A 24,660-nucleotide genomic window follows, 5' to 3' on the forward strand; every position below is an offset into this window, starting at 1 on the left:
TTCTCACTATAAAATAAAAGGAATTGAATAATTATTCGGTTCCTTTTATTTTTATATTCTAGGAAAGTCTGTTAATTGTCAAGATTTGAATCAGAAATTCATTTTTTTTGCTCAGAAAATTATGTATCTTCGTTTCTGATTTCTGCAAAATTCCAACTAAATTTTTTTTTTTACTTCTTAAACAAAACAAAATAGTTTATCTACTGTAATTATATTTAATAACTACTTTATTCTAACTTAAATAATAATAAATCAGAAGGTTTTGAAGATTAATTTTAAACATGCACTCACCCAAAGATCTGTTTTTATAGCGGCTTTGTCTGCTTGTTTAATTGCGGTTGTAGCATTTGCGGTTCTTAGTCTTCTTATTACTCACGACAGCCGTAGAAATAATGAAGAGTTTGCCCGCAAAACTTTTTTGAGGAAATATGAAACGGTAGAAAAAGAATTTAGAAATATTGAAGATTATCAGTATCTGCTTCGTGCTTTAGTTCAGAAAGACGGACTGAAAAATTACAAAGATTATTCCTCCGTTTTAAATAATTTAAACAAACGGCGAAAGCTCGTTCCGTACAGTTGGTATTATTACTACAATGGTGTTTCCGGAGAATCTGGGAATAAAGATCTTTTATCGGATGTTCTCAAAAAAGATGAAAAAATAGCAAAATATACCAAGATAAAAAATAAAGGTCCCGGTAACTTTAATAATTATTTAATCACGCATAACGACAGTATTTATTGGCTCAGTTATGATTCTCTTCTGCAGACGAATAAAAATATGCTGTATTACGGTTCTGCTGTAAGTCTTGATAATCTCCATCAGTATTTTGCCACGATCGATCAGTCTCCGAATACTTATACGTATGTTTTTTCAAAAGAAGGGATTTGCATCACACATCCTGATAAAAAGTATTTGGGAAAGAATATTTTTGATTTTACCGATATTCAGCCACAAGATACCTTAACCAGCAAAGCTGAATTAGGATATACCGAAAGGAATACGATTTCAGAATACCTTGATGTAGAAGTAATCCGATTTATAAAACCTTTAAAAACCGATAATTTTGAAGGTTATGCAGTCGTTAATTACGTGAGTTTTCTGATTGATGAAAGTGTGAATCAAACAAAAAGATATACCGTTTATATTTTTCTGGCAGCTTTGTTACTTATTGTGACCGTATTTATTCTGTTTTACAGAGCAACCAATATGGCATTTCAGGAGAAAGAAAAAATACAGTCTGAAAAAAATATGCTTCTTGTTGAGAATGAAAAAATGCATCGGGAAGAAGCACTAAATCAGCTTCAGCAGCTTAAAAATAATATCAATCCGCATTTCCTTTTCAATTCATTGAATTCTCTTTATATGTTGATTGGTCTCAACAGAGAAAATGCACAGAAGTTTACAATGAATCTTTCAAAGATTTATCGATATCTTATTGTTCCACCAAAAGAAAATTTGGTTCCTTTGGCACAGGAAATTAGCTTTATTAAACAGTATATGGATCTTCTGAAAAGCAGGTTTGACGAGGAAATTAGTTTTGACCTGATAATCAATCACGAAGAAAGTTTAGAAAAAAGAATTCCTTATTTATCGCTACAGCTTGTTGCAGAGAATGCTATAAAGCATAATATTGCAACTATAGATAATCCTTTAGCCATTATTATTACGGTTGAAAAAGATGGAGTTATTGTGAAAAACACATGGCAACCGAAAACGGAAAAGGTACAAGGCGAAAAGTTTGGTTTAGATTATTTAAGCCAGATTTACGGATATTTTAAGAATAATAATCTTGACATATCTATCAATGATGGATATTTTATCTGCTTCTTACCAGTAATGAATTAAAAGTCTAAAAATCCATTCACTCCAATAATTCACCCTTTCACTCCCTATTAATATAGATGTGGTTTTGTAGGTTATATTTTTGCCCACTGAAAACCTAGAGGGCATGAAATGTACTATTTTAATGAAGAATTACAGGCTAGCAATGTATCTGGGGCTTAGTTTAGCCTCTCCGGCAGTATTTGCGCAGAAGAAAGATACCGTAAAAACCGACAAAGAAAAATCTGCTAAAACAGATACTTCCTCAAAAAAAACAAAAAAAATTGATGAATTGATCAAAAAAGGGACTTATAAAAAAGGTCTTTTTAATACAATTCAGGTAAAAACAGATATCTACTTTGAAATTCCGGACAGCTTAATCGGACGTCAGTTTTTGGTAGTTAATAAGCTATCACAAGTTCCGATGCAGGTAAATGAAGCCGGATTAAATAAAGGAATGAATTATGAAAATAAAGTAATTTCTTTTCACCGTGATTATGTAGCTAAAAAGATATGGGTTAAAACAGTAATTCCACAAGTATCATCTCCCAAAAATGATGTGATTACAAGATCTGTTAAAGATAATTTTTCAGAATCTGTGATTGAAGTTTTTGATATTGAGGCACAAAACAGCGATTCTACTTCGGTAGCAATCAAAGTAAACAAAGTTTTTGACGGAAACCAAAAAAGCTTTAATGATGTTTTGGCAAATGTAGGTCTTGGAGGTTCGGTAAAATCAAATCTTTCTTATATTGAAAACGTAAAAACATTCCCTAAGAATCTTGTCGTTAAATCTCAATTGACTACATCGGTGAATGAAGGAGGAGTAGATTTGCCTGTAACATTGGGTGTTACGAGTAATATTGTATTGCTTTCTAAAGTGCCGATGAATTCCAGAACCGATGATCCTAGAGTTGGTTTTTTCAGTGAAAAACATTGGGCATTCAATGACCGTCAACAAAGAATGGATGAAAAACGTTTCATTACAAGATGGCGTTTGGAACCTAAAGATGAAGATAAAGAAAAGTATCTGAGAGGAGAATTGGTAGAGCCTAAAAAACCTATCGTTTATTATATTGACCCTGCAACTCCGATCCAATGGCGTAAAAAAATCATCGCTGGAGTTTACGATTGGCAAACTGCTTTTGAAAAGGCAGGTTTCAAAAATGCCGTTATCGCAAAAATGCCGGACGAAAATGATAAAGATTTTGATATTGATGATGTAAGATATTCGGTGATTACCTATGCTGCGTCACCAAAATCTAATGCAATGGGACCTTCTGTGGTAGATCCAAGAAGTGGTGAGATCATTGAATCTGATATTATTTGGTGGCATAACGTAATGACCTCTCTTCAGGAATGGATGAGAATTCAGACCGGACCGATTGATCCAAAAGCGAGAGGAAATGTGTTTAGTGATGAACATATGGGTGAAGCGATTCGTTTTGTTTCTTCTCATGAAGTAGGGCATACATTTGGATTGAAGCATAATATGGGTTCTTCATTTGCTTTTCCGGTAGAATCATTGCGTTCAAAAGAATTTACAGATGAAATGGGAGGTACAGCACCTTCGATTATGGATTATGCTCGTTATAATTATGTAGCACAACCTGAAGATGGTGTTACTGCAATCACTCCGAAAATTGGAACTTATGATAAATATGCTATTGAATGGGGTTACCGTTGGTATCCTGATGCAGTATCTGAGAAAAATGCACTGAGAAATTTAATAGAAAAACATCAGGATGATCCTATGTATTTTTATGGTGAACAGCAAAGTTATTTAGAAACTATTGATCCTCGTTCACAATCCGAAGATTTAGGTGATGATGCGATGAAGGCCAGCGAATATGGAATGAAAAACCTAAAGATCGTTATCGATAATCTTTTAAAATGGACTTATGAAGATGGAAAAAGCTATACCGATGCAGGTAAACTGTATTTAGGAGCGATCGGGCAATGGGATCTCTATTCGGGTCATGTAATGGCAAATGTGGGAGGTGTTTATTTGGATAACACTGTTTTTGGAAGTAAGAAAAAAGCTTACGAAGCAGTTCCTGCTGAAACGCAGAAAAGAGCGGTTGATTATTTAATTAAAAACTCGATAAACCTTCCGGAATGGTTGTTTTTTAATCCAATCACTGAGAAAACCTATCCTATTAAAAATTCTCCGATGGGACCATTCGAGCAGACTCCTTACAATTTAGCAAGAGGAATGCAGTATGGTAATCTCTATTCATTATTTATGGATGACCGTTTGTTGAGAATGCTTGAGAACGAGTTGAAACATCAGGTTTCAGGTTCTAAAGAAGAAATTTATACTGTTGAGAATTTATTCGATCAGGTGAGAGGTTCAATTTTCAATAAAAAAGGAAGTTTGACAATTCTTGAAAAGATGACGCAGAAAAACTATGTAGATGCTTTGATCGTTTCGGTAAATAAATTATTTGAAAAAACTGCTGTAAAAGCAATTAAAACAGATAAAACGTTGAATATTCCGATGATCTGTAACTTCCAGGAAGAAGCTCAAAATCTTAGGAATATTAATTATTCATCTATGAAAAGAGTATCTGAAGTTACTACTTACAAAAGAGCAGAGCTACAGAATGTGTTGAATTTATTGAATAAAAGTAAAAACAAAGGAGATGATGCCTCTAAGGCTCATTATGCTGACTTAATCATCCGTATTAAAGAGGCTTTAAACAAGTAATCAGTTATGAAAAAAGCATTTATACTTTTACCTCTTTTGGCGGCTCAGATTGCATTAGCCCAGGAAAAGAAAACCATTACCGGAAAAATTGATGACGGAGATACTTCAAGAGTAATTGCAGGAGCATCTATAAAAATTGAAACACAGTCTGTTTCTACAAAAACCAATCAAACCGGAATTATTGAAAGCGTTTCTATCGGAACGATCACAGATAAGAACGGAAATTATACTTTAGAGATCCCTGCAGATACAAGGTCTGTAACGGTAAGTTATCTTGGATATGAACCTAAAATAATTCAGATCTACGAAGGGCAAACGAGTTACAATATTACTTTGATTCCTGTTGTAAGTGACAATATTCCAGAAAAAAATAATATTCAGGAAGTAATTATCACCGGATATCAGAAAATTGAAAAACGTAAGCAAACTTCCGCTGTAACTACAGTGAAGATGAACGATATTCAGCAAGCCGGTGTTGCCAGTGTAGATCAATTATTGGCAGGACAAATTGCCGGAGTTGCCGTTACGCCGGAAACAGGAGCTCCCGGAAGTCCGGCAAAAATCAGAATTCGTGGTACAGCTTCTCTTTCTGGACCTCAAGATCCGCTTTGGGTAATTGATGGTCTTCCGTTGGAAGGAAATGATGTGCCTAATTTTAGTGATAAAGATAATATCGATCAGCTTCAAAACTTCTCTATTGCCGGATTAAATCCAAATGATATTGAAGATATTACCATTCTAAAAGATGCTGCTGCTACAGCTATTTATGGAGCAAGAGCGGCGAATGGAGTAATTTCTATTACCACCAAAAAAGGAAAAAAAGGAAGTTTAAGAGTTAATTTCTCAGTAGATACTTTTATTACTGCGCGTCCGGATTTTGGTAAACTTAATCTTTTAAATGCTTCTGAAAAAGTAGATTTAGAATTAATGCTTGCCAACCGTACCGACTTAACGTATCGTACCGACAAAGGGGAAGTGATGAGAATCTTAACTCAAAACGGACAGCTTGATGCGTATAGAAACGGAGGTTTAGGAGCTTTAAATATGTTGACACGTCAGCAAATCGATGGTTTAAGAAACAGCAATACAGATTGGGGAAAATTATTGTATCAAAATGCAATTAATAAGCAATATGGAGTAAGTGTTTCCGGAGGTAGTGATCGTTCAGATTATTATTTCTCTTTAGGATATTATGATGAAGAAGGGACAACGATTGGTACCGGTTTTGAGCGTTATAATTTGACGTTGAAAAACAATTATAAAATCAATGATAAGCTTAATTTTGGAGTCTCGGTTTTTGGTACACAAAGTGAGAGAACATCATTTGTTACAGATGCTGATGCTTCTATCAGCCCGATCAACTATTCAAGAAATGCCAATCCTTATTTGAGTCCTTACAATGCAGATGGAAGCTACAGATATGATCAGGATATTGATGGTTTTGAAGACAGATATATTCCTTTCAACTTTTTAGAAGAAAGAGAAAATACAAGCTATACACTGAAAAATCAGTCATTAAAAGCTATTTTCGATTTAGATTATAAATTAGCAAAAGGCCTGAAACTGACTTCACAGTTGGGTCTTCAGTATGACGGTAATAAGACAGAGAAATTTGCAGCCGAGAATACCTATTTCACAAGAAAGATGAGAGAAGGCACACGTTATTATAAAGATGGCGCATACCGTTATTTTTTACCTGATGGTGGAGTAAAACAAAATTGGGATAATAATTTCTACCAATACAACTGGAAATTGCAGGGAAGCTACAGCACAAAAATTAATTTGGTACACGAGATTGATTTGATGGCGGGAACTGAACTTCGTAAAACAGAAGATAATACAACGGTTACAAGAGCTTTCGGGTATGATTCTGTAACAAGAAGATCAACTGCAATTGTTTTCCCAAGTTCGAATTTTGCCGCTGAAAGAAAGTACGAAACTTATAGAGAAATGCCTCCGATTGAGAATGCATATGCTTCAATGTTTGCAACGGCTTCATATACTTACGATCAGAAATATACATTCTTCGGAAGTGTAAGATATGACGGAACCAATTTATTTGGAGTGAATAAAAAGTACAAATATCTTCCAATTTGGGCGGTCTCTGGTTCTTGGTTGGTGTCGAAAGAAGATTTTATGAAGAATCTTTCTGCTATTTCTAACTTTAGATTAAGAGCTTCTTATGGTTTGCAGGGAAATATAGACCGTAATACGTCACCGTTTTTTATTGGTGAATACAGCGATTCAACGATTCTTCCGGGTGGAAAAGAAAATATTATTAATGTGATAAGTCCTCCAAACGATAAACTTCGTTGGGAAAAAACGACTAACGTTAATTTTGGACTTGATTTAGGCGTTTTCAATAACCGTATCAATCTTACTGCTGATGTTTACAACAGAAAAGGAACAGATATGATCAGTATGAAAGAAACTCCATTGGAAACCGGATTTGAATATACGATGATGAACTGGGGAAGCTTAACCAACAAGGGATTTGAATTGGCGGTATCTACCAAAAACATCAACAAAGATAATTTCAAATGGTCAACTACGATCAATTTTGCACATAATAAGAGTAATGTCCTTAGCGAGCAGCCTCGTGACAATGCATTGCTTCCGTCAAGAGAAGGTCTTCCGGTAAACGCTGTTTTTGCTTTGAAAACGGCAGGAATAGACGAAAACGGAAACCCAATGTTTTGGAAAGGAAATGAAAAAGTGAAAATAGAAGATTTCTTCGCATTATATGATGTATATGCAGATTTCCTTCCGGGTCAATTGGTAGATTCTAAACTATCAAATGCAGAACTGAGAAGTCTTTTTACTTATGTTGGCGACAGAGATCCGAAGTTTACAGGAGGTATTATCAACACCTTTAAAATCAGTAATTTTGACTTTACGGTTTCGGCTACTTTTAATATAAAGCAAACGGTAATGCAAACACCTTCTTACCGTGGAATGGAGCTGGATAGAGGAAGAAATTACACCAAAGACATCTATAACGCAGGTGGTTCACTTCCTGGAATTACAAGTCCGGATATGGAAACCAATCCTGGTTGGATGGGGAATAAATGGCTTTCTGATAACCGTTCTAATGCTTACAGTCTTCTTGATATTTGGGCAAAAGAGATCAGTTATTTAAGAATCAGCAGCATTCGTTTGGGATATACTTTGCCTAAAGAATTTACAAGCCCGATGGGAATTAGTGCTTTGAGACTAAGTGTAGAAGGACGTAACCTGTTTGTATTCAGTAATGGATATAAAGGGTATTTCGATCCGGAAACCTATGGTAACATCTATGCACAGCCTATCACAAAATCGGTTACAGTAGGATTTAATGTTTCTTTTTAAAATTTAAAAAACATGAGAAAATTTACAACATTCATTGCGGTTGCAGTACTAAGTTTTTCCAGTATAGGATGCGATCGTTTTTTAGATATACAGCCGGAAGGGAAGATTATTCCTGTTACTGCTGAAGATTACCGTAAAGTATTGACTTCTGCGTATTCAAAATATCCTATTCACAGATCTTTGGTTGCTCTTCGTACCGATGAGCTCAATGTAGATGAAAATACAAGTGATTTCATCGCTTACCGTGAAATCGCAATGTGGAAAGATAGCAATAACGACCAATCAACGATTGAGTTTCCTTGGGTAAGTTTTTATTCAGTAGTTTTTTATCTGAATCAGATCATCAACGAAGGAAGCAAAACAATGACCGATTCTCCGGAAAAACAGCAGATTTTGGCAGAAGCTTATGCACTTCGTGCGTATGTTTATTTTGATATGGTCAATTTATATGGTAAGCCATACAACGCAGCTACAGCATCTCAGGATAGAGGAGTTCCTATCAATTTGGAAATCGATCTTGAGCAGGTTTTAAAACCTTCAAGCGTGCAGGAAGTTTATGATCAGGTGCATGCAGATATTAAAAAAGCTGACGACATGATGGTAGAGCAGAAGCAGACTTCTCCTATCAATTATAGATTTTCTAAAGTTTCTTTATTGGCTTTTCAGGCAAGAACGGCTCTTTATCAAGGAGATTGGAATAAAGCTTTGGATTATTCAGATCAGGCATTAGCGATCAAAGGAGAGTTGAGCAATTTAAATACATCTAGTCAGGCTCCTAACCATTTTACTTCGGTAGAATCGATTATGGCTTTAGATAATGCTTTCAACAGTGCCGTGCAGAATTTATCGTTTGCTTCTTCAGATCTTATTTCAAAATATAATACAGCTACAGACAAAAGATTTGGAATTTATTTTGAAAAAAATGGCAGCAAATATAAAGTGATTAAAGGAGGAAGTTCAGATTTCAGAGTGTCTTTCAGAACCTCAGAATTATACTTTATAAAATCTGAAGTTTTGGTGAAATTAAACAGATTGGATGAAGCTAAAGAAGCCTTGCTAAAAGTTTTGAAAAACAGATACACTCCAACCGGATTTACATCTATTCAGGCTGAGGTAAATGTAATGAACGCTACAGAATTCATGAGTTTCATGATGGATGAGAGATTCAGAGAATTTGCGTTGGAAGGGCAGCGTTGGTTTGATTTAAGAAGATTAAATCAGAAAAAAATCATTCATAACATCAACGGACAGGAATATATTCTTCAGCAAAACGACGTAAGGTATACGATAGAGTTTCCGAAAAGTGCTAAAAAGAACAATCCGTACTTATAAAAATTTAACATTCATATTAACAACCCCGAAACCGCTTGAGCTTAATTGTTTTAGCGGTTTTTTTGTATTTTTGCAATATTATGAAAATTGCAATCATAGAAGATGAATTATTGGCAGTTAACTATCTGAAAGATCTTTTAGATAAACAAAGCATCATTCCTGTTACAGAAATGGTGATTCTTCGTTCAAAAAAGCAGGCCATAGATTTTTTTGAAAATGATTCCGCAGACCTTATCTTTATGGATATTCATCTTGGTGACGGCATGAGTCTCGAAATTTTCGAACAGGTTGAGCTTTTCACACCAATTATTTTCATTACTGCTTTTGATGAATATGCGATGCGCGTTTTCAAACATTTTACGATTGATTATCTATTGAAACCCTTTGAAGAAGAAGATTTGCATAAAGCATTACAAAAATTTAATTCTATAAGAGATAATTTCGATCCTGAACCTGTCCTGAAGTCTATTTCTTCATTATATAAAGCTAATGATTCCGAAAAAATGAAGCATTTTATGGTGACAGACGGTAATAAAATCAGGTCAGTAGATGAAAAAGAAACGGCTTATTTTTTTGCCTCCGGTAAATATCTTTTTTTAACAACGACTGATAACCGAACTTACATTTATGATGATACGATTAAAGATATCATCTCCAGACTAAACTCACAGCTTTTTTTTAAGATTAATCGTAAATTCATTATTAATAAAAAAGCAATCGTTGAAATCATAAAGCATTCTAGCCAAAAAATTGAATTAAAACTTTCTCCTGCTCCTGAAATTAATTCAGATGTATTTGTAAGTAAAAGACAAATTGCAGATTTCTTATACTGGATGACAAATTAATCTTAAAAGAGGTATTTTTTTTACGACAACAATATTTTAAATCATCATCTGGTTTAAAGTTTCAAAACATTACTTGTATCTACTATTATATCCATTATTTTGGGGTTTATTCAGACCAGAAAAATATGATCTTAAATTATAATAATCCTTCTAAATTTTTGGTTAAAAAAGCAATCTTCTTAATTTGTTTTTAAAATAAATTAGAGCTTTAAGTTTGCTGGCCATCAGTTGTTTACGAATTAAATGACAAATTATAGTACATCAATTTTCTTTTTTGGTACAGTAATTGAAAGTAAGATAGTACAGCTGAAACCCGCACTGGCAAGTGCATTGGGAAAATGGATAAGTTTTTAAGGGTGAATTAACCCTACACTTATCACACTTTTTTTTAAAATAAATTAAAATTTTATATGAAATCAAAATTAGCAATTTTGTCGCTTGCGATAGCGGTACCTTCGTGTGTGTTTGCACAAGATTCAATTAAGGTAAATAACAATGGAAAATATCCGAATACGTTTTCTTCAGGTTCTGCTAACGTACAGCCTTTTACCCAATCTGCAAAGAGATTTAATGATTGGTCAATCTCATTCGGAGCAGGAGTTCCATTAATGCAATATGCAGATCTTACATCACTAAAGTTCGGTGAAGGAGCAGGAAAAAGTTTGGTAGGATACTCTGCTTATTTGAGTATTGATAAAGCCATTACTCACACATTCGGCTTGAAGTTACAATATGACCGTGGAGAAACTCGTCAGGGTGCATTTTATACTAGAGATGCAGCTCCAGCAAATGCATCTGCAAAAGGGCAGTATGGAGGAAGAACTCAGTATGATGCAATCTCAGTTCTAGGGGATATCAATTTCTCTAATCTTTTTAGAAGAGTGGATAATAAATCTCCATATAGATGGGCATTGCACGGATATGCTGGTGTAGGAACTATAGGATATAGAGCTTATTTAAAAGATGAGCAGGGACAACGTTTGGTAACAGATGTTACGCCAATTAAAGATGGTCTTTCGTTTTTTGCACAAGGTGGTGCTGGTTTGAAATATAAACTCAACAGAAGATTGGATGTTGAAGGAAGAGTAATGTATATAGTTACTACAGATGATAGTTTTGATGGTGCAGACAGAGTGGTGAATAAGATTAAAGATAATAATTCGGATAATTTTATCAACGCTACCCTTGGTCTTTCATTAAAGTTAGGCAAACATGAATCCCACTTGATGTGGCACGATCCAATGCAGGAAATTTATTACAGAACTGATGTTTTAGAATCAAAAGTAAATGACCTTGAAGTTTGTAAAGCTGGTGATGCAGATAATGATGGAGTTTGTGATGACTGGGACAGACAGCTTGATACTCCTGCAGGAGCAAGAGTTGACGGTTCAGGGGTTGCACTTGATGTTGATTTAGACGGAGTAATTGATCTTCTTGATAAGTGTGTAACAGTTCCAGGTCCTGTAGAAAACAACGGTTGTCCGGTTGCTACTCAAGAAACTGGTGTTGTTGCAGAATCTGAAACTAAATTGGATGGAATTGAATTTGATTTAAACTCAGATAAAATCTTATCAAACAATACTCCGATTTTGAATAATGCAGTAAGCTATATCAATTCTTCAAATGGATCTTACACTGTTGTTGGTGCTGCTGATGCAAGAGGAAGTGAAGCATACAACAAAAATCTATCCGAAAAAAGAGCAAATAATGTAAAGCATTATTTGATTAAAAACGGAGTAGAATCAAACAAGCTTGATGCACAAGGAAATGGAAAAACAGATTTGAAATATCCTGAATGTGACCCAGCTTCAAAATGTCCTGAATGGAAAAACAAAGCAAATAGAAGAGTGTATTTTAAAGCAAAATAAAAATAATAACTTCTTTTTATCCGAGACTGTCATCCAATGGCAGTCTTTTTTTGTGAAAATAATTTAGGTATTTTCTAAATAATAAAAAAGCTCTTTTAATTTGATTAAGAAAGCTTTTTTATTATTAAATAGTAGAGAATAGATCAATATTTTATTTGACCTCTCTTTTATAATAAGCTAAACCAAAAGGATTGGTTCCGGCTGTAATCGTTGTACCTGCAGTTAAATTAGTTCCGCTAATTGTATAAGTTGATACAGCAGTTGCTGCACCGCCTGAATGAGTCACAAACATTTTGTTTCCGTCTTCATTTACCACAATATTATGGGGTGTAGCACTCAAGGCCATTAATGGCATTCCGTCTTGCATTCCTGTTGTAGCATTTATTGAATATAATTGTTGTCCGGTTATATTGGTTACAAAAACGGTATTGTTATCTGGAGAAGGAAATATACCGTGCGCACCAGTAAATGCATTGTTAGAAATTACACTCAGATTACTGCCATTCAAAGCATATACTTGACCAGACTGACAGGCAACAAACAATTTGTTACTAGTAGGTAAATGGTATAAATGTGGATCTTTCCCTACGCTTGCTTCACCTGTTTTTGAATAGTCTGAAGTAGAATACATATAAACCTTATCAGGCATTGCTGCGTCAGCATTAAACACTGAAACATATGCTTTTGTTGCATCTTTGCTTAGAAATACATCATGCGGCTTCATCCCAACATTAATTGTTTTAACGACCGTATTCGTATTCAGATCAATTACAGAAATAGTATTATCAATATCGTTACTTACCCATAATTGTTTTCCTAAACCATCTGCCCACATATGGAAAACCCCATTTCCAACGGTTATAGAACTTTCAACTGCTTTTGTTTGAGGATTGATGATATGGATTTTCTTTCCTGCTCTGTCTCCAACAAATATCTTGTCTTTAGTAGGAACGTACACTACGTACATCGGCTCAGAACCTGAGATTGCAAGCATACTGACTTGGTTAGAAGTGGCATCAATAAAGCTTATACTTCCTGCACCTCTGTTTGCTACCACTACTTTTTCTTCGTAGACTTTGGGAGAATCAATATAGTGATAATCATCACTGCTGCAGCTTGTGAATAAAGTAGCCAATAAAGCCACTTGTAGACCGAAAATTAAATTTTTCATTTGTATGTTTTTTAAAGTTAAAAAAATAGAATTATGCTTTTATGCATTGATTAATTATCACCAATCATGATGCATTATTTTGCTATAGAATCAAAGACCGGTAAAAGTCTTCTGTTTGGTATTTTTTTAAACTAAAAGACGTAAGCCTTTCTACTAATCTACAACAATTAAACGGAATGAGCTAATTTTCAACGATATAAATGATGCTGTAATTCTTTATTTATAGTTTTTAAAGCCGTTATCCGCCGATGTAACAATTCTTATAAACCTATTTTTATTGAAGTTTAAATCTAAATATTCAGCTTTACTTAACCGAAAGTTTTTATAAAGACAAAAATTATTTGAACAACAACTCAATTTTAGTTATAATTTTGAAGTTTAAAATTTCCACGATTGAATACTATTTTAATTATCGATGATGAAGCCAAAATAAGATCGCTTCTGTCACGCATCATCAGTCTTGAAGGCTTTGAAGTTTTTGAAGCAAGCAATCTGAAAAGCGGGTTAAAGAAACTTGAAACTTCAGAGATTGATATTGTGATTTGCGATGTTAAGTTGCCTGACGGAAATGGGGTAGAGTTTTCCCGAATTGTAAAAGAAAAGTTTGCTACGGTAGAAATCATTCTTTTAACAGCATTTGGAAACATTCCGGATGGAGTTCTTGCCATCAAAAATGGCGCTTTCGATTATATTACAAAAGGAGACGACAATACCCGGATTCTTCCGTTGATTTATAAAGCCGCAGAAAAAGTAGCACTTAACAAACGCGTTCTGCATCTGGAAAAACAGCTCAACAGAAAACAGTCTTTCGACAGCATTATAGGGAAGTCATCAAATATTACAACCGTGGTAGATTCTGCAAGAAAAGTTGCCAATACAGATGCTACCGTTCTTTTGACAGGCGAAACAGGTACAGGAAAAGAGGTTTTTGCGCAGGCTATTCATCATGCAAGCAAAAGAAATAAAAATAATTTCATTGCGATCAACTGTTCGGCTTTTGGAAAAGATTTGCTTGAAAACGAATTGTTTGGTCACAAAGCAGGTGCTTTTACAGGTGCAATGAAAGACAGTAAAGGTATTTTCGAAGAAGCCAATCAGGGAACTGTTTTTCTGGACGAAATAGGAGAAATGCCGTTAGATCTGCAGGCAAAACTATTACGTGTTCTGGAATCTGGTGAATTCCTTAAAGTAGGAGACAGTAAACCCACTAAAACCGATGTCAGAATCATTGCAGCAACCAACCGAGATCTGGAAACAGAAATTGAAAAAGGAAACTTCCGTGAAGATTTATATTACAGAATTAATATTTTTCAAATAAAACTTCCTTCACTGCGAGAAAGAGTTACAGATATTGAATTATTGGTTAATTTTTTCCTGAAAAGTTTTTCGCTTAAAACAGGGAAAAACATTATTTCAGTGTCGCCGGATTATTTAAAAGCATTAAAAAATCATCCCTGGAAAGGAAATATTCGTGAGCTTCGAAACGTCATTGAACGAAGCGTTATTCTTACAGATTCCTCTGAATTAGGAATAGAAAGCCTTCCCATAGATATTTCGGTGTACAGCAGTGAAAAAGATTCTGCACAAACAAAAATAATGTCGGCGTTTTCTATCGCAAGTGCCGAGAAAATGCAGATACAGAAAGTTCTCAATCATACCAAAGGCAATAAAGCCGAAGCTGCCCGATTACTCGAAATTGGTATTGCAACCTTGTACAGAAAGGTTGAAGAGTACAAAATTTTGTAGAAAATACTTCCATTCTGATAACGACCCTATCATTTTGATAGGGTTTTTTGTGTTTTAGAATGTTGCTTATTCTGTCTAATTAACTGTTTATTATACAGTTATGTATTTATTTTTTTGAAAGGAACAAATCTTGGCATAAGTACTCAAAACAATCTAAAAATGAATCATACAGATGCCGTAAGAGAAATCGTAAAAGTAATTCCTGAATCTCAGGAAGAATTTGAAGAGTCTTACAAAACAAAAACACCGTTTATGGTGATCAGTGTTTTCACCAAACAAATAAAAAAGCTGATAAAAGATCACGATCAGAAAATTCTGATGAAATCGATTACCAAGATGAATCTGTTTTACAGCAAAGGTGATCGGGCATTAAAAAACGCTATCGAAAATATTTTTGTTTATTCTTTAGACAGTCTTACATTTTGCTGTGAACCATCCTACAAAGATTTGATTTTCGCAAAAATGTCACCAAGTCTGCAAAACAATTACTTGCGCCAAGTATATAAATCAGGAATTTAAAAAATTAAAAGAAATGAAATCGCCATGATTTGGAAATATAAACTTGTATTGAAGATTCACCGATTGCATTACTTGTCCCGACTATTCGGGATGACCTTAAAAAACAATAAAATCTACATATGAAATCAAAAATCAGAAAAATAGGAGACTGGAAACTCTTAAAGTCTACCCGCGAAAAACATAATTTGGAAGTAATCACGATCAATATTGCCGTAATTCTTGGGGTTTTTGTGGCTGCTGCAATTCTTCAGGTTAATTAAAATTAAATAAAATGATAACAATTATTCTATTAATCACGGCAGTTGTGCTATTCGTTTTGTTTTACCGTCTCGTTGAATATTTCGATACAATTTAAATTTAAAAAAAATGACCATACTATTTCTTATTTCAATAGCCATATTTATTTATATCTGCTATGTGCTTGTAAAACCTGAAAAATTTTAAAAATAATTTAATAAGCAAATGAACCGTAAGATTATACATCAGATAAAAGAGTGGGGAATCATGATTTTTTGGATCAGCTTCGTCATTGCTTTTTTATACCTGGTGATTACCGTAAAAGAATTTGCATTAATTCATTAAACAACCTATGAACACTGAAATTTTAGGCGTTGTAGCAATGTTTTTAATAACATTACTATTAGCGATACCTTTTGGAAAATATATTTCAAAAGTCTATACAGGAGAAAAAACATTTCTTGATCCTGTTTTCAAGCCTGTAGAAAGGTTTTTCTACAAAACATCAGGAATTAATCCTGAAAATGAAATGAACTGGAAGCAGCATTTAACAGCACTTTTAACCATCAATTTCCTATGGTTTTTTATGAGTATGTTGATTTTAATGAATATGAGTTGGCTTCCGCTCAATCCCGACGGAAATCCCGACATGTCGCCGGATTTAGCTTTTAATACAACCATTTCTTTCTTAGTCAACTGTAATTTGCAGCATTATTCAGGCGAAACCGGAATGAGTTACCTAGGACAGATCTGGTTAATGTTTCTTCAATTTGTTTCCGCAGCAACAGGAATGGCCGCATCCATTGTTATTTTTAAAGCTTTCAGAGAAAAATCTACTGAAAAGCTCGGAAATTTCTATGAATATTTCCTTAAATCAACAACCAGAATTTTACTACCCCTTTCATTTTTAATGGGTGCAGTAATGGTTTTTCAAGGAATGCCGATGACTTTCAACGGGAAAGATAAAATGATTACGCTCGAAGGTAAAAATGTAGAAGTTTCTACAGGACCGGTTGCAGCATTTGTTCCTATCAAACATGTGGGAACCAATGGCGGAGGTTTTTTTGGAGCTAATGGAGCTCATCCTTTAGAAAACCCCACTTACTTTACCAATATGGTTGAGATGTTTGCCCAATTTATCATTCCAATGGCGATGGTTTTTGCATTCGGACATTTTATCCGCAGAAAGAAATTCGGATATATGATTTTTGGAGTCATGACCGTAGGATTTCTATTGCTCGCTGTACCAACAGTTATCATGGAGATGAATGGTAATCCTGCAATCAGCCAGATGGGGATTGACCAGTCATTAGGCGCAATGGAAGGTAAAGAAATTCGTTTCGGATCGGCTGCTTCAGGTTTTTGGAGTATTGTAACTACGGTTATTTCTACAGGATCTATTAATTCAATGCATGACAGCGCAATGCCGCTTTCAGGAATGACCCAAATGCTTGCAATGATGGTGAATGCTTTCTACGGAGGTGATGGCGCAGGTATTCTGAATATATTTATCTATATCATTCTTGCGGTATTCATCAGCGGATTGATGGTTGGTCGTACTCCTGAATTTATGGGTAAAAAAATTGAAGCCCGTGAAATGAAAATTGCAATGATTGTAGCATTATTTCATCCATTTTTAATTCTTGTTGGAACTGCAATCGCCACTTATTTTCCGGAAGTCGGAACTTCTACACTCAACAATCCAGGATTCCACGGTTTCAGCGAAGTATTGTATGAATATACATCTTCTGCAGCCAATAACGGAAGTGGTTTTGAAGGTTTAGGCGATAACAATCTTTTTTGGAATATTTCGACAGGAATTGTCTTATTGCTCGGTCGTTTTTTACCTATTATTGGCCCTGTAGCAATTGCAGGATTATTAGCTCAGAAAAAATATATTCCGGAAGGTGAAGGAACTTTAAAAACAGATACTTCAACATTTGGACTCATGACTTTTGCCGTGATTGCCATTATTGCAGCCCTGTCTTTCTTCCCAGCATTGGCTTTAGGACCGATTGCAGAATATTTTTCGATGAAATAAAATTCAGATAAAATTTAAAATAACAGAAATTAAAATGACTCAAAATAAATCTTTGTTTCAAAAAGAATTGGTTCAGGAAGCACTGAAACAGTCTTTTGTGAAGCTGAATCCTAAACTGATGTTTAAAAATCCTGTCATGTTTCTCGTATGGCTTGGTACATTGGTGATGTTCTTTGTAAGCATCTGGACTTTGACAGGAGAGAAATCTCAGGGAAGCTTTGCATATAATTTTACGGTTTTCATCATTCTTTTACTCACCGTTTTGTTCGGGAACTTTGCTGAAGCAATTGCCGAAGCAAGAGGAAAAGCTCAGGCAGACAGTCTTCGTAAAACCAGAGAGGAAACGCCTGCAAAACTGCAAAATGGAGAAACAATTTCCTCCTCTAAATTACAGAAAGGTGATGTTTTTGTTTGTGAAGCCGGAGATATTATTCCTTCAGACGGAGAAATCATTGAAGGTCTTGCCACAATAGATGAAAGTGCGATTACCGGCGAATCTGCTCCCGTAATCCGTGAATCGGGTGGTGATAAAAGTTCTGTAACTGGAGGGACAAAAGTTTTGTCTGATAGAATTGTTGTACAGGTAACTACACAGCCGGGAGAAAGCTTTTTAGATAAGATGATTGCTTTGGTAGAAGGTGCTTCAAGACAGAAAACGCCGAACGAAATTGCTTTAACCATTTTACTGGCAGGTTTTACATTAGTTTTTATCATCGTTTGCGTGACTTTAAAACCGTTTGCAGATTATTCTGATGTCACGATTACCATTGCATCATTTATCTCACTTTTTGTGTGTCTGATTCCTACTACAATTGGCGGATTATTATCTGCGATCGGTATTGCCGGAATGGATAGAGCATTACGAGCTAATGTGATCACAAAAAGTGGTAGAGCAGTAGAAACAGCCGGAGATATCGACGTTTTACTTTTAGATAAAACCGGGACAATTACCATCGGAAACCGTAAAGCAACAAGTTTTTATCCTGCTAACCAAGTTGATGAAATACAATTGATAAAAGCAGCGGTTTTAAGTTCAATGGCAGATGAAACTCCGGAAGGAAAATCAATCATTGAGCTGGCTGGAATTAATCCTTTAACATATCAAATTAATAATCCTAAATACATCAAATTTACGGCAGAAACCAGAAGCTCAGGAATTGATTATGATGAAACCCGCATTAGAAAAGGAGCAACAGATGCTATCAGAAAAATATCTGAAGCGGCTGGAAATACTTTTCCGCAGGAAATTGATTTAAAGGTTAAAGAAATTTCTCAAAATGGAGGAACACCTTTGGTAGTTTCAGAAAATGAAAAAGTTTTGGGAGTTATTGAACTTCAGGATATCATCAAACCCGGAATCAGCGAGCGTTTTGATCGTCTAAGAAAAATGGGTATTAAAACCGTTATGGTTACCGGAGATAATCCGCTTACTGCAAAATTTATTGCCGAAAAAGCAGGAGTTGATGATTTTATCGCAGAAGCAAAACCTGAAGATAAAATGAATTACATCAAAAAAGAACAAACTGAAGGTCGCCTGGTTGCCATGATGGGAGACGGTACCAATGATGCTCCCGCTTTAGCTCAAGCAGATGTGGGTGTTGCAATGAACAGTGGAACTCAGGCTGCAAAAGAAGCCGGAAATATGGTCGATCTTGATAACGATCCTACAAAATTAATTGAAGTTGTAGAAATTGGAAAACAATTGCTGATGACAAGAGGAACATTGACGACATTCAGTATTGCTAATGATGTTGCCAAATATTTTGCGATTATTCCTGCGTTGTTTATTACAGCAATTCCAGCGTTGCAAGGTTTAAATATTATGAATCTTCACAGTCCGGAAAGTGCAATTTTGTCTGCGGTCATTTTCAACGCGATTATTATTCCGATATTGATTCCATTGGCATTGAAAGGGGTAGCCTACAAACCAATCGGCGCATCGGCTTTGTTGAGACGTAATCTATTCATCTTCGGATTGGGTGGTGTGGTAATTCCATTTATCGGTATTAAAATCATAGACCTTATCGTTTCTTTATTTTTCTAAATATCTAACTGGCTTGGCAAGGAGAAGCTTTATTATCTTATCATACTTTTCGTCCTTTTAACGATCTCATTTCTTCTTGCCATTTGCCTTTCATTAAATTATTACAAAATGAAAACACATATTTTACCTGCAATAAAACTGACAGCTTTGTGCATTATTCTTCTTGCAATTATGTATCCGATATCAATCTGGGCAATTGCTCAACTTTCACCCAATCATGGGAAAGGTGATTTAATAAAACACAATAACAAAACCTATTATGCGAATATCGCACAGTCTTTTACCAGCGACAAATATTTCTGGTCTAGACCTTCTTCGGTAGATTATAATGCTGCAGGTTCGGGAGGAAGCAACAAAGGTCCATCAAATGAAGAGTATTTAAAACAAGTTCAGGCTCGCATCAATACTTTTATGATGAAAAATCCGGGAATTGCAAAGTCAGAAATTCCAGCAGACTTAGTAACAGCAAGCGGAAGTGGACTTGATCCCAATATCTCAGTACAAGCTGCAAAAATCCAGGCAAAAAGAATTGCTAAAAGCAGAAATCTGTATGAGAGAGAAATCAATAACCTCATCGCTGAACATACAGAAAAGCCATTGATTGGACTATTTGGCCCTGAAAAAATCAATGTTCTAAAATTAAATATAGCACTCGATCAATTGAGTGGAAAATAATTTTAAAAAAATCAATATTAATCATCTTAAATTTCATTTTTTACATTTTGTCCGATAAAAATTAAATGCAATTAGCAGGTCGCTCCACTGGAGCTCTAATTCTATAAACTACTATTTGCTATTAAGAGTTCGCTCCTATTGGATCTGTATTTAATCCCATCGGGATTTACTGTTAATAGACAAAATGAATTTCCTAAAAAACGAAGCTCCGGAGGAGCGTGCTGTTAATTTATCTATGAATATATTATTCATCAATTTGTTTATGTTTTTCACCGGACAACAATGATTTTTCTTAACGAAATTCTCCCACACTTTTTAATTTAAAATAAATGAAAAAAATACTTTTTGTTTTGTTGGCTGTATGCGGAATCACTGCATCTGCTCAAAACGATTCAATCAATAAACCTCTCACAATAAGCGGATACGCTGAAGTTTATTATACAGCAGATTTTAATAATCCTAAAAATAATAACCGACCGGGATTTGTGTATAGCCACAATAGAAATAATGAAATCAATGTCAATTTAACTTATATAAAAACCGCTTACAGCACCGAAAGTGTACGAGCTAATCTGGCTCTCGCTGTGGGAACTTATATGAATGCCAATTATGTTTCCGAACAAGGCGTGATGAAAAATGTTTATGAAGCCAATGCAGGTTTGAAAATCTCTAAAAAACATAATTTGTGGATTGATGCAGGAATTTTCCCATCGCATTTAGGTTTTGAAAGTGCGGTAGGAAAAGACAACTGGACGCTTACCCGAAGTCTTTTTGCCGATAATTCTCCTTATTTCGAAACTGGTGCAAAAATTTCTTACACCTCAGAAAGTGGGAAATGGTTTATAAGTGGTTTGGTACTCAACGGTTGGCAACGTATTCAGAGAGTTGACGGAAATTCTACTCCTGGATTCGGTCATCAATTGATTTTTAAACCTAATGAAAAACTGACCATTAACAGCAGTTCTTTCATAGGAAATGATAAACCCGACAGTATTCGCCAGATGCGATATTTCCACAATCTGTATGCGGTATATCAAATCAATAAAAAATTTGGAGTCACTGCAGGTTTTGACATCGGAGGCGAACAAAAAGCAAAAGGAAGCGACCAGTATAAAGTTTGGTACACACCAGTTTTAATTGCAAAATACAATGCTACAGATAAATTGAGTTTTACAGCAAGAGGAGAATATTATCAGGATGAAAAAGGTGTTATTATTTCAACCGGTACAGAAAATGGTTTCAAAACTTTCGGATATTCTTTCAATGCAGACTATCAGATTTTTCCAAACCTTGTCTGGCGAACAGAAATAAGAAATTTAAGCAGTAAAGATGCTATCTTTATGAACAGAACAGAGGAGTTTAATAAAAACAGTTTGACGGCAACTACAGCTTTGGCAATTTCATTTTAAATGAAAAAAAATGAATGAATCAAGAAAATCAGCGGAAGAATTTCTGCAGTTAATTAACAGTTCAAAACGGGGTAAACTGAAAATTTACATCGGGATGAGTGCAGGTGTGGGAAAAACCTACAGAATGTTGCAGGAAGCTCATGTGCTTCTTCAAAACGGAATTGATGTAAAAATTGGCTATGTAGAAACGCACAACCGTAAAGAAACCCACGATTTGTTGGAAGGCCTTCCGATTATTCCCAGAAGGAAATTGTTTTACAAAGGAAAAGAGCTTGATGAACTCGATGTTCCGGCGATTATCGTGTTGCGTCCTGAGATCGTTATTATTGACGAATTGGCTCATACCAATATTGAAGGAAGCAAAAATAAAAAAAGATGGCAGGATGTTTTTGAGATTTTAGATGCCGGAATTAATGTCATCAGTGCTGTAAATATCCAACATTTAGAAAGTCTAAACGATGAGGTAAAAACGGTGACAGGAATTGAAGTTACCGAAAGAATTCCCGATACCGTTTTGGCTTCTGCCGATGAGGTGGTGAATATCGACCTTACTGCAGATGAATTAATTGTAAGGTTAAAAGAAGGAAAAATTTACGAACAAAGCAAAATACCTTCTGCGCTGAATAATTTTTTTAAAAATGAAAATATTCTTCAGCTTCGTGAATTGGCGTTGAAAGAAGTGGCATCGCAGGTCACCAGGAAAGTAGAAACCGAAATTATAACCGGAAAAACTTTAAGGAAAGAAAAATTCCTTGCATGCATCAGTTCAAACGAAACGACGGCTAAAAATGTAATCAGAAAAACGGCGAGACTGGCAAGTTATTACAACAGTCAGTGGTTTTTACTGTATGTACAGGTTCCTCGTGAGTCGGCGGACAGAATTGCGTTGAATAAACAGAGGCATTTGATTAATAATTTCAGATTGGCAACTGAATTGGGCGCAGAAATTATAAAAATTCAAAGCAAAAATATAGCAATGACGATTATGGAGCAATGCGAAGAACGTAAGATTACAACCGTATGCATCGGAAAACCGCATCTGGATATTTGGAGAATTATTTTAGCTACCGATACTTTTAATTCCTTACTCAAAAGACTTTCAAAACAGAACGTAGATTTAGTAATTTTGTCGTAATGAAAATAAAAACAAAGCTTAATGCAGGCGTTGGTCTCCTGTTTTTTATGATAATTGTACTGTCAACTTTGGGTGGATGGTTTATTTATCAGCTTAAAAAAGATACGCAGAATATTCTTACTGACAATTACAATACGTTGCAGTATTCCCGAAATATGCTGTTGTCGCTCGAAGAAATTGGTAAAGAACCTTTTGCAATAGCAGATTTTCAGAAAAATCTTGATCTTCAGCGTCAGAATATTACAGAAGATGGGGAAAAAGCAGCAACGAAAAATATACTCGCTCATTTTTCAGATTTAAAAAATAATGAAGGAAATTTAAGTTTACATTCAGCCATAAGAAAGGATATTGCCGAATTGATGCAGCTGAATATGAATGCTATTCAGATTAAAAGCGGCATTGCGAATACAACAGCACAGAATGCTATTGCGGTTATTTCGATTGCCGGAACTTTATGTTTTTTAATCGCATTTATTTTGATGGTTAATTTACCAGCCAATATTTCAAATCCGATCCGTGAATTGACTTCGAGTATTCATCAGATTGCCAATCAAAATTACAGAGAGCGGGTACAGTTTGAAAGTAACAGTGAATTTGGCGAACTGGCTAGATCTTTTAATACGATGGCAGAAAAACTTCAGGAATATTCCGAAAGCAGAATTGATAAAATTTTAAAAGGAAAAAAACGCATTGAGACCTTGATTGATAATATGCACGATGCCGTAATAGGAATTGACGAAAACAGAAACGTTCTTTTTGTAAACGATGAAGCCTTAAAAATTTCCGGGCTTAAAAAGGAAAATTTTGTAGGTAAACTTATTCAGGATGTTGCCGTGAGTAATGATCTGGTGCGTGATCTTATTAAAGAGATCATCGATCCTGATGCAGAGAAAAATCCTGCAGAATTATTGAAAATTTTTGTGGAAGGAAAAGAAAACTATTTTGAAAAAGAAATTTTAGACATCAATGTGATTCCAACCGGTGAAAATGATAGCCGCTTTATTGGTCAGGTGATTATGCTTCGAAATATCACTCCCTTTAAAGAGCTCGATTTGGCTAAAACTCGTTTCATAGGAACGGTTTCGCATGAATTTAAAACACCTATTTCTTCGATACAAATGGGATTGCAGTTATTGGAAAATGAAAAAATCGGCAGCCTGAATGAAGAGCAGCAAAAATTGATTAAAGGGATTGACGAAGATACCTTGCGATTGCTAAAAATTACAGGCGAGCTATTAAATATAGCTCAATTGGAAACCGGAGTAAGTCAATTGGATATTCGTCCGTTTAAGATTGATACAATGCTTGAAGAAGTCATTAAAACCAATAAATCGGCAGCCGATAGAAGGCAAATATCTATTATTACAGATATAGGTTCAGGGTTAGATATCATCAATGCAGATCAGGAAAAGACTTTGTGGGTTCTCAATAATATTGTTTCTAATGCAATCCGTTATTCTTATGAACAATCAACTGTCACTATAAAAATTGAGAAGCTTGATTCTGACCATGTGAAGTTTTCTGTAGAAGATCAAGGTTTAGGGATTGATGAGCAATATCTGAAACATATTTTCACAAGGTATTTTAGAGTTCCTGGTACAAAAGCTGAAGGAACAGGTTTAGGGCTCAGTATCAGTAAAGAATTTATTGAAGCACAACGTGGAAGCATTGCTGTAGAAAGCGAAGTAGGAAAGGGGAGTGTATTCAGCTTTATTTTAAAAAATTAATATGACAATAGTAAAACTGTATTTTTAATTC

General features: G+C 35.0%; 17 protein-coding genes. 16 read left to right on the forward strand and 1 reads right to left on the reverse strand.

Annotated features, from left to right (window positions below; genetic code table 11):
- The first annotated feature begins 262 nt into the window (after positions 1 to 262).
- The 6 genes from B5X64_RS10955 (at position 263) to B5X64_RS10980 (ending at position 11,925) form a co-directional block, all read left to right on the forward strand.
- On the forward strand, positions 263 to 1,846 hold the full coding sequence (locus B5X64_RS10955; protein WP_079465273.1) for a histidine kinase: 1,584 nt from the start codon (positions 263 to 265) through the stop codon (positions 1,844 to 1,846).
- Positions 1,847 to 1,949: 103 nt separating this feature from the next.
- Entirely contained in the window at positions 1,950 to 4,532 is a 2,583-nt protein-coding gene (locus tag B5X64_RS10960) for a zinc-dependent metalloprotease (protein WP_079465274.1), read from the forward strand.
- A gap of 6 nt (positions 4,533 to 4,538) precedes the next feature.
- Positions 4,539 to 7,880, forward strand: a complete 3,342-nt coding sequence (locus tag B5X64_RS10965; RefSeq protein WP_079465275.1) for a SusC/RagA family TonB-linked outer membrane protein — start codon at positions 4,539 to 4,541, stop codon at positions 7,878 to 7,880.
- Positions 7,881 to 7,892: 12 nt separating this feature from the next.
- Positions 7,893 to 9,212, forward strand: a complete 1,320-nt coding sequence (locus B5X64_RS10970; RefSeq protein WP_079465276.1) for a RagB/SusD family nutrient uptake outer membrane protein — start codon at positions 7,893 to 7,895, stop codon at positions 9,210 to 9,212.
- An 80-nt stretch (positions 9,213 to 9,292) separates the two neighbouring features.
- Positions 9,293 to 10,057, forward strand: coding sequence for a LytR/AlgR family response regulator transcription factor (locus B5X64_RS10975; RefSeq protein ID WP_079465277.1), 765 nt, complete (start codon positions 9,293 to 9,295; stop codon positions 10,055 to 10,057).
- A 410-nt stretch (positions 10,058 to 10,467) separates the two neighbouring features.
- A complete protein-coding gene (locus B5X64_RS10980) occupies positions 10,468 to 11,925 on the forward strand; it encodes an OmpA family protein (protein WP_079465278.1) in 1,458 nt (485 codons plus the stop codon).
- Between the two features lie 151 nt (positions 11,926 to 12,076).
- On the opposite strand, the gene B5X64_RS10985 is transcribed toward B5X64_RS10980, so the two are convergent.
- A complete protein-coding gene (locus tag B5X64_RS10985) occupies positions 12,077 to 13,096 on the reverse strand; it encodes a YncE family protein (protein ID WP_079465279.1) in 1,020 nt (339 codons plus the stop codon).
- 393 nt (positions 13,097 to 13,489) lie between these two features.
- On the opposite strand from B5X64_RS10985, the gene B5X64_RS10990 reads away from it, so the two are divergent.
- From B5X64_RS10990 to B5X64_RS11025, 10 genes are all read left to right on the forward strand, one after another.
- Complete coding sequence (locus B5X64_RS10990) at positions 13,490 to 14,842, forward strand: sigma-54-dependent transcriptional regulator (protein ID WP_079465280.1); 1,353 nt, start codon at positions 13,490 to 13,492, stop codon at positions 14,840 to 14,842.
- Between the two features lie 159 nt (positions 14,843 to 15,001).
- Positions 15,002 to 15,361, forward strand: coding sequence for a DUF7674 family protein (locus B5X64_RS10995; protein WP_139377607.1), 360 nt, complete (start codon positions 15,002 to 15,004; stop codon positions 15,359 to 15,361).
- A 119-nt stretch (positions 15,362 to 15,480) separates the two neighbouring features.
- Entirely contained in the window at positions 15,481 to 15,621 is a 141-nt protein-coding gene (locus B5X64_RS22795; RefSeq protein WP_164463419.1) for a hypothetical protein, read from the forward strand.
- Between the two features lie 106 nt (positions 15,622 to 15,727).
- Positions 15,728 to 15,805, forward strand: coding sequence for a potassium-transporting ATPase subunit F (locus B5X64_RS23320; protein WP_084550507.1), 78 nt, complete (start codon positions 15,728 to 15,730; stop codon positions 15,803 to 15,805).
- A 145-nt stretch (positions 15,806 to 15,950) separates the two neighbouring features.
- Positions 15,951 to 17,639, forward strand: coding sequence for a potassium-transporting ATPase subunit KdpA (kdpA, locus tag B5X64_RS11000; protein WP_079465282.1), 1,689 nt, complete (start codon positions 15,951 to 15,953; stop codon positions 17,637 to 17,639).
- Positions 17,640 to 17,673: 34 nt separating this feature from the next.
- Positions 17,674 to 19,683 carry a potassium-transporting ATPase subunit KdpB gene (gene kdpB / locus B5X64_RS11005; protein WP_079465283.1) on the forward strand — a complete coding sequence of 670 codons (2,010 nt, stop codon included), beginning with the start codon at positions 17,674 to 17,676 and terminating at the stop codon, positions 19,681 to 19,683.
- A gap of 108 nt (positions 19,684 to 19,791) precedes the next feature.
- Positions 19,792 to 20,358 (forward strand): K(+)-transporting ATPase subunit C, encoded by a 567-nt coding sequence (locus tag B5X64_RS11010; protein WP_079465284.1) that lies wholly within the window; start codon positions 19,792 to 19,794, stop codon positions 20,356 to 20,358.
- A 329-nt stretch (positions 20,359 to 20,687) separates the two neighbouring features.
- The gene (locus tag B5X64_RS11015) at positions 20,688 to 21,767 is read left to right on the forward strand and encodes a porin (protein WP_079465285.1); all 1,080 of its coding nucleotides are present in this window, start codon (positions 20,688 to 20,690) and stop codon (positions 21,765 to 21,767) included.
- Between the two features lie 10 nt (positions 21,768 to 21,777).
- Positions 21,778 to 22,902, forward strand: coding sequence for a histidine kinase (locus tag B5X64_RS11020; RefSeq protein ID WP_079465286.1), 1,125 nt, complete (start codon positions 21,778 to 21,780; stop codon positions 22,900 to 22,902).
- A complete protein-coding gene (locus B5X64_RS11025; protein ID WP_079465287.1) occupies positions 22,902 to 24,629 on the forward strand; it encodes a HAMP domain-containing sensor histidine kinase in 1,728 nt (575 codons plus the stop codon). The genes B5X64_RS11020 and B5X64_RS11025 overlap by 1 nt, the downstream gene beginning before the upstream one ends.
- Positions 24,630 to 24,660: the final 31 nt, after the last annotated feature.

Origin of the sequence: Chryseobacterium balustinum (genome assembly GCF_900168205.1) — a bacterium.
GTDB classification, from domain to species: domain Bacteria; phylum Bacteroidota; class Bacteroidia; order Flavobacteriales; family Weeksellaceae; genus Chryseobacterium; species Chryseobacterium balustinum.

Bases quoted from the DNA above. Each gene is read 5' to 3' on its own strand.
- kdpA (WP_079465282.1), top strand. From the start codon at position 15,951: ATGAACACTGAAATTTTAGGCGTTGTAGCAATGTTTTTAATAACATTA.
- B5X64_RS10995 (WP_139377607.1), top strand. From the start codon at position 15,002: ATGAATCATACAGATGCCGTAAGAGAAATCGTAAAAGTAATTCCTGAA.
- B5X64_RS11010 (WP_079465284.1), top strand. From the start codon at position 19,792: ATGAAAACACATATTTTACCTGCAATAAAACTGACAGCTTTGTGCATT.
- B5X64_RS10960 (WP_079465274.1), top strand. From the start codon at position 1,950: ATGAAATGTACTATTTTAATGAAGAATTACAGGCTAGCAATGTATCTG.
- B5X64_RS10980 (WP_079465278.1), top strand. From the start codon at position 10,468: ATGAAATCAAAATTAGCAATTTTGTCGCTTGCGATAGCGGTACCTTCG.
- B5X64_RS11015 (WP_079465285.1), top strand. From the start codon at position 20,688: ATGAAAAAAATACTTTTTGTTTTGTTGGCTGTATGCGGAATCACTGCA.
- B5X64_RS10985 (WP_079465279.1), bottom strand. From the start codon at position 13,096: ATGAAAAATTTAATTTTCGGTCTACAAGTGGCTTTATTGGCTACTTTA.
- kdpB (WP_079465283.1), top strand. From the start codon at position 17,674: ATGACTCAAAATAAATCTTTGTTTCAAAAAGAATTGGTTCAGGAAGCA.
- B5X64_RS11025 (WP_079465287.1), top strand. From the start codon at position 22,902: ATGAAAATAAAAACAAAGCTTAATGCAGGCGTTGGTCTCCTGTTTTTT.
- B5X64_RS22795 (WP_164463419.1), top strand. From the start codon at position 15,481: ATGAAATCAAAAATCAGAAAAATAGGAGACTGGAAACTCTTAAAGTCT.
- B5X64_RS10970 (WP_079465276.1), top strand. From the start codon at position 7,893: ATGAGAAAATTTACAACATTCATTGCGGTTGCAGTACTAAGTTTTTCC.
- B5X64_RS23320 (WP_084550507.1), top strand. From the start codon at position 15,728: ATGACCATACTATTTCTTATTTCAATAGCCATATTTATTTATATCTGC.
- B5X64_RS10965 (WP_079465275.1), top strand. From the start codon at position 4,539: ATGAAAAAAGCATTTATACTTTTACCTCTTTTGGCGGCTCAGATTGCA.
- B5X64_RS11020 (WP_079465286.1), top strand. From the start codon at position 21,778: ATGAATGAATCAAGAAAATCAGCGGAAGAATTTCTGCAGTTAATTAAC.
- B5X64_RS10975 (WP_079465277.1), top strand. From the start codon at position 9,293: ATGAAAATTGCAATCATAGAAGATGAATTATTGGCAGTTAACTATCTG.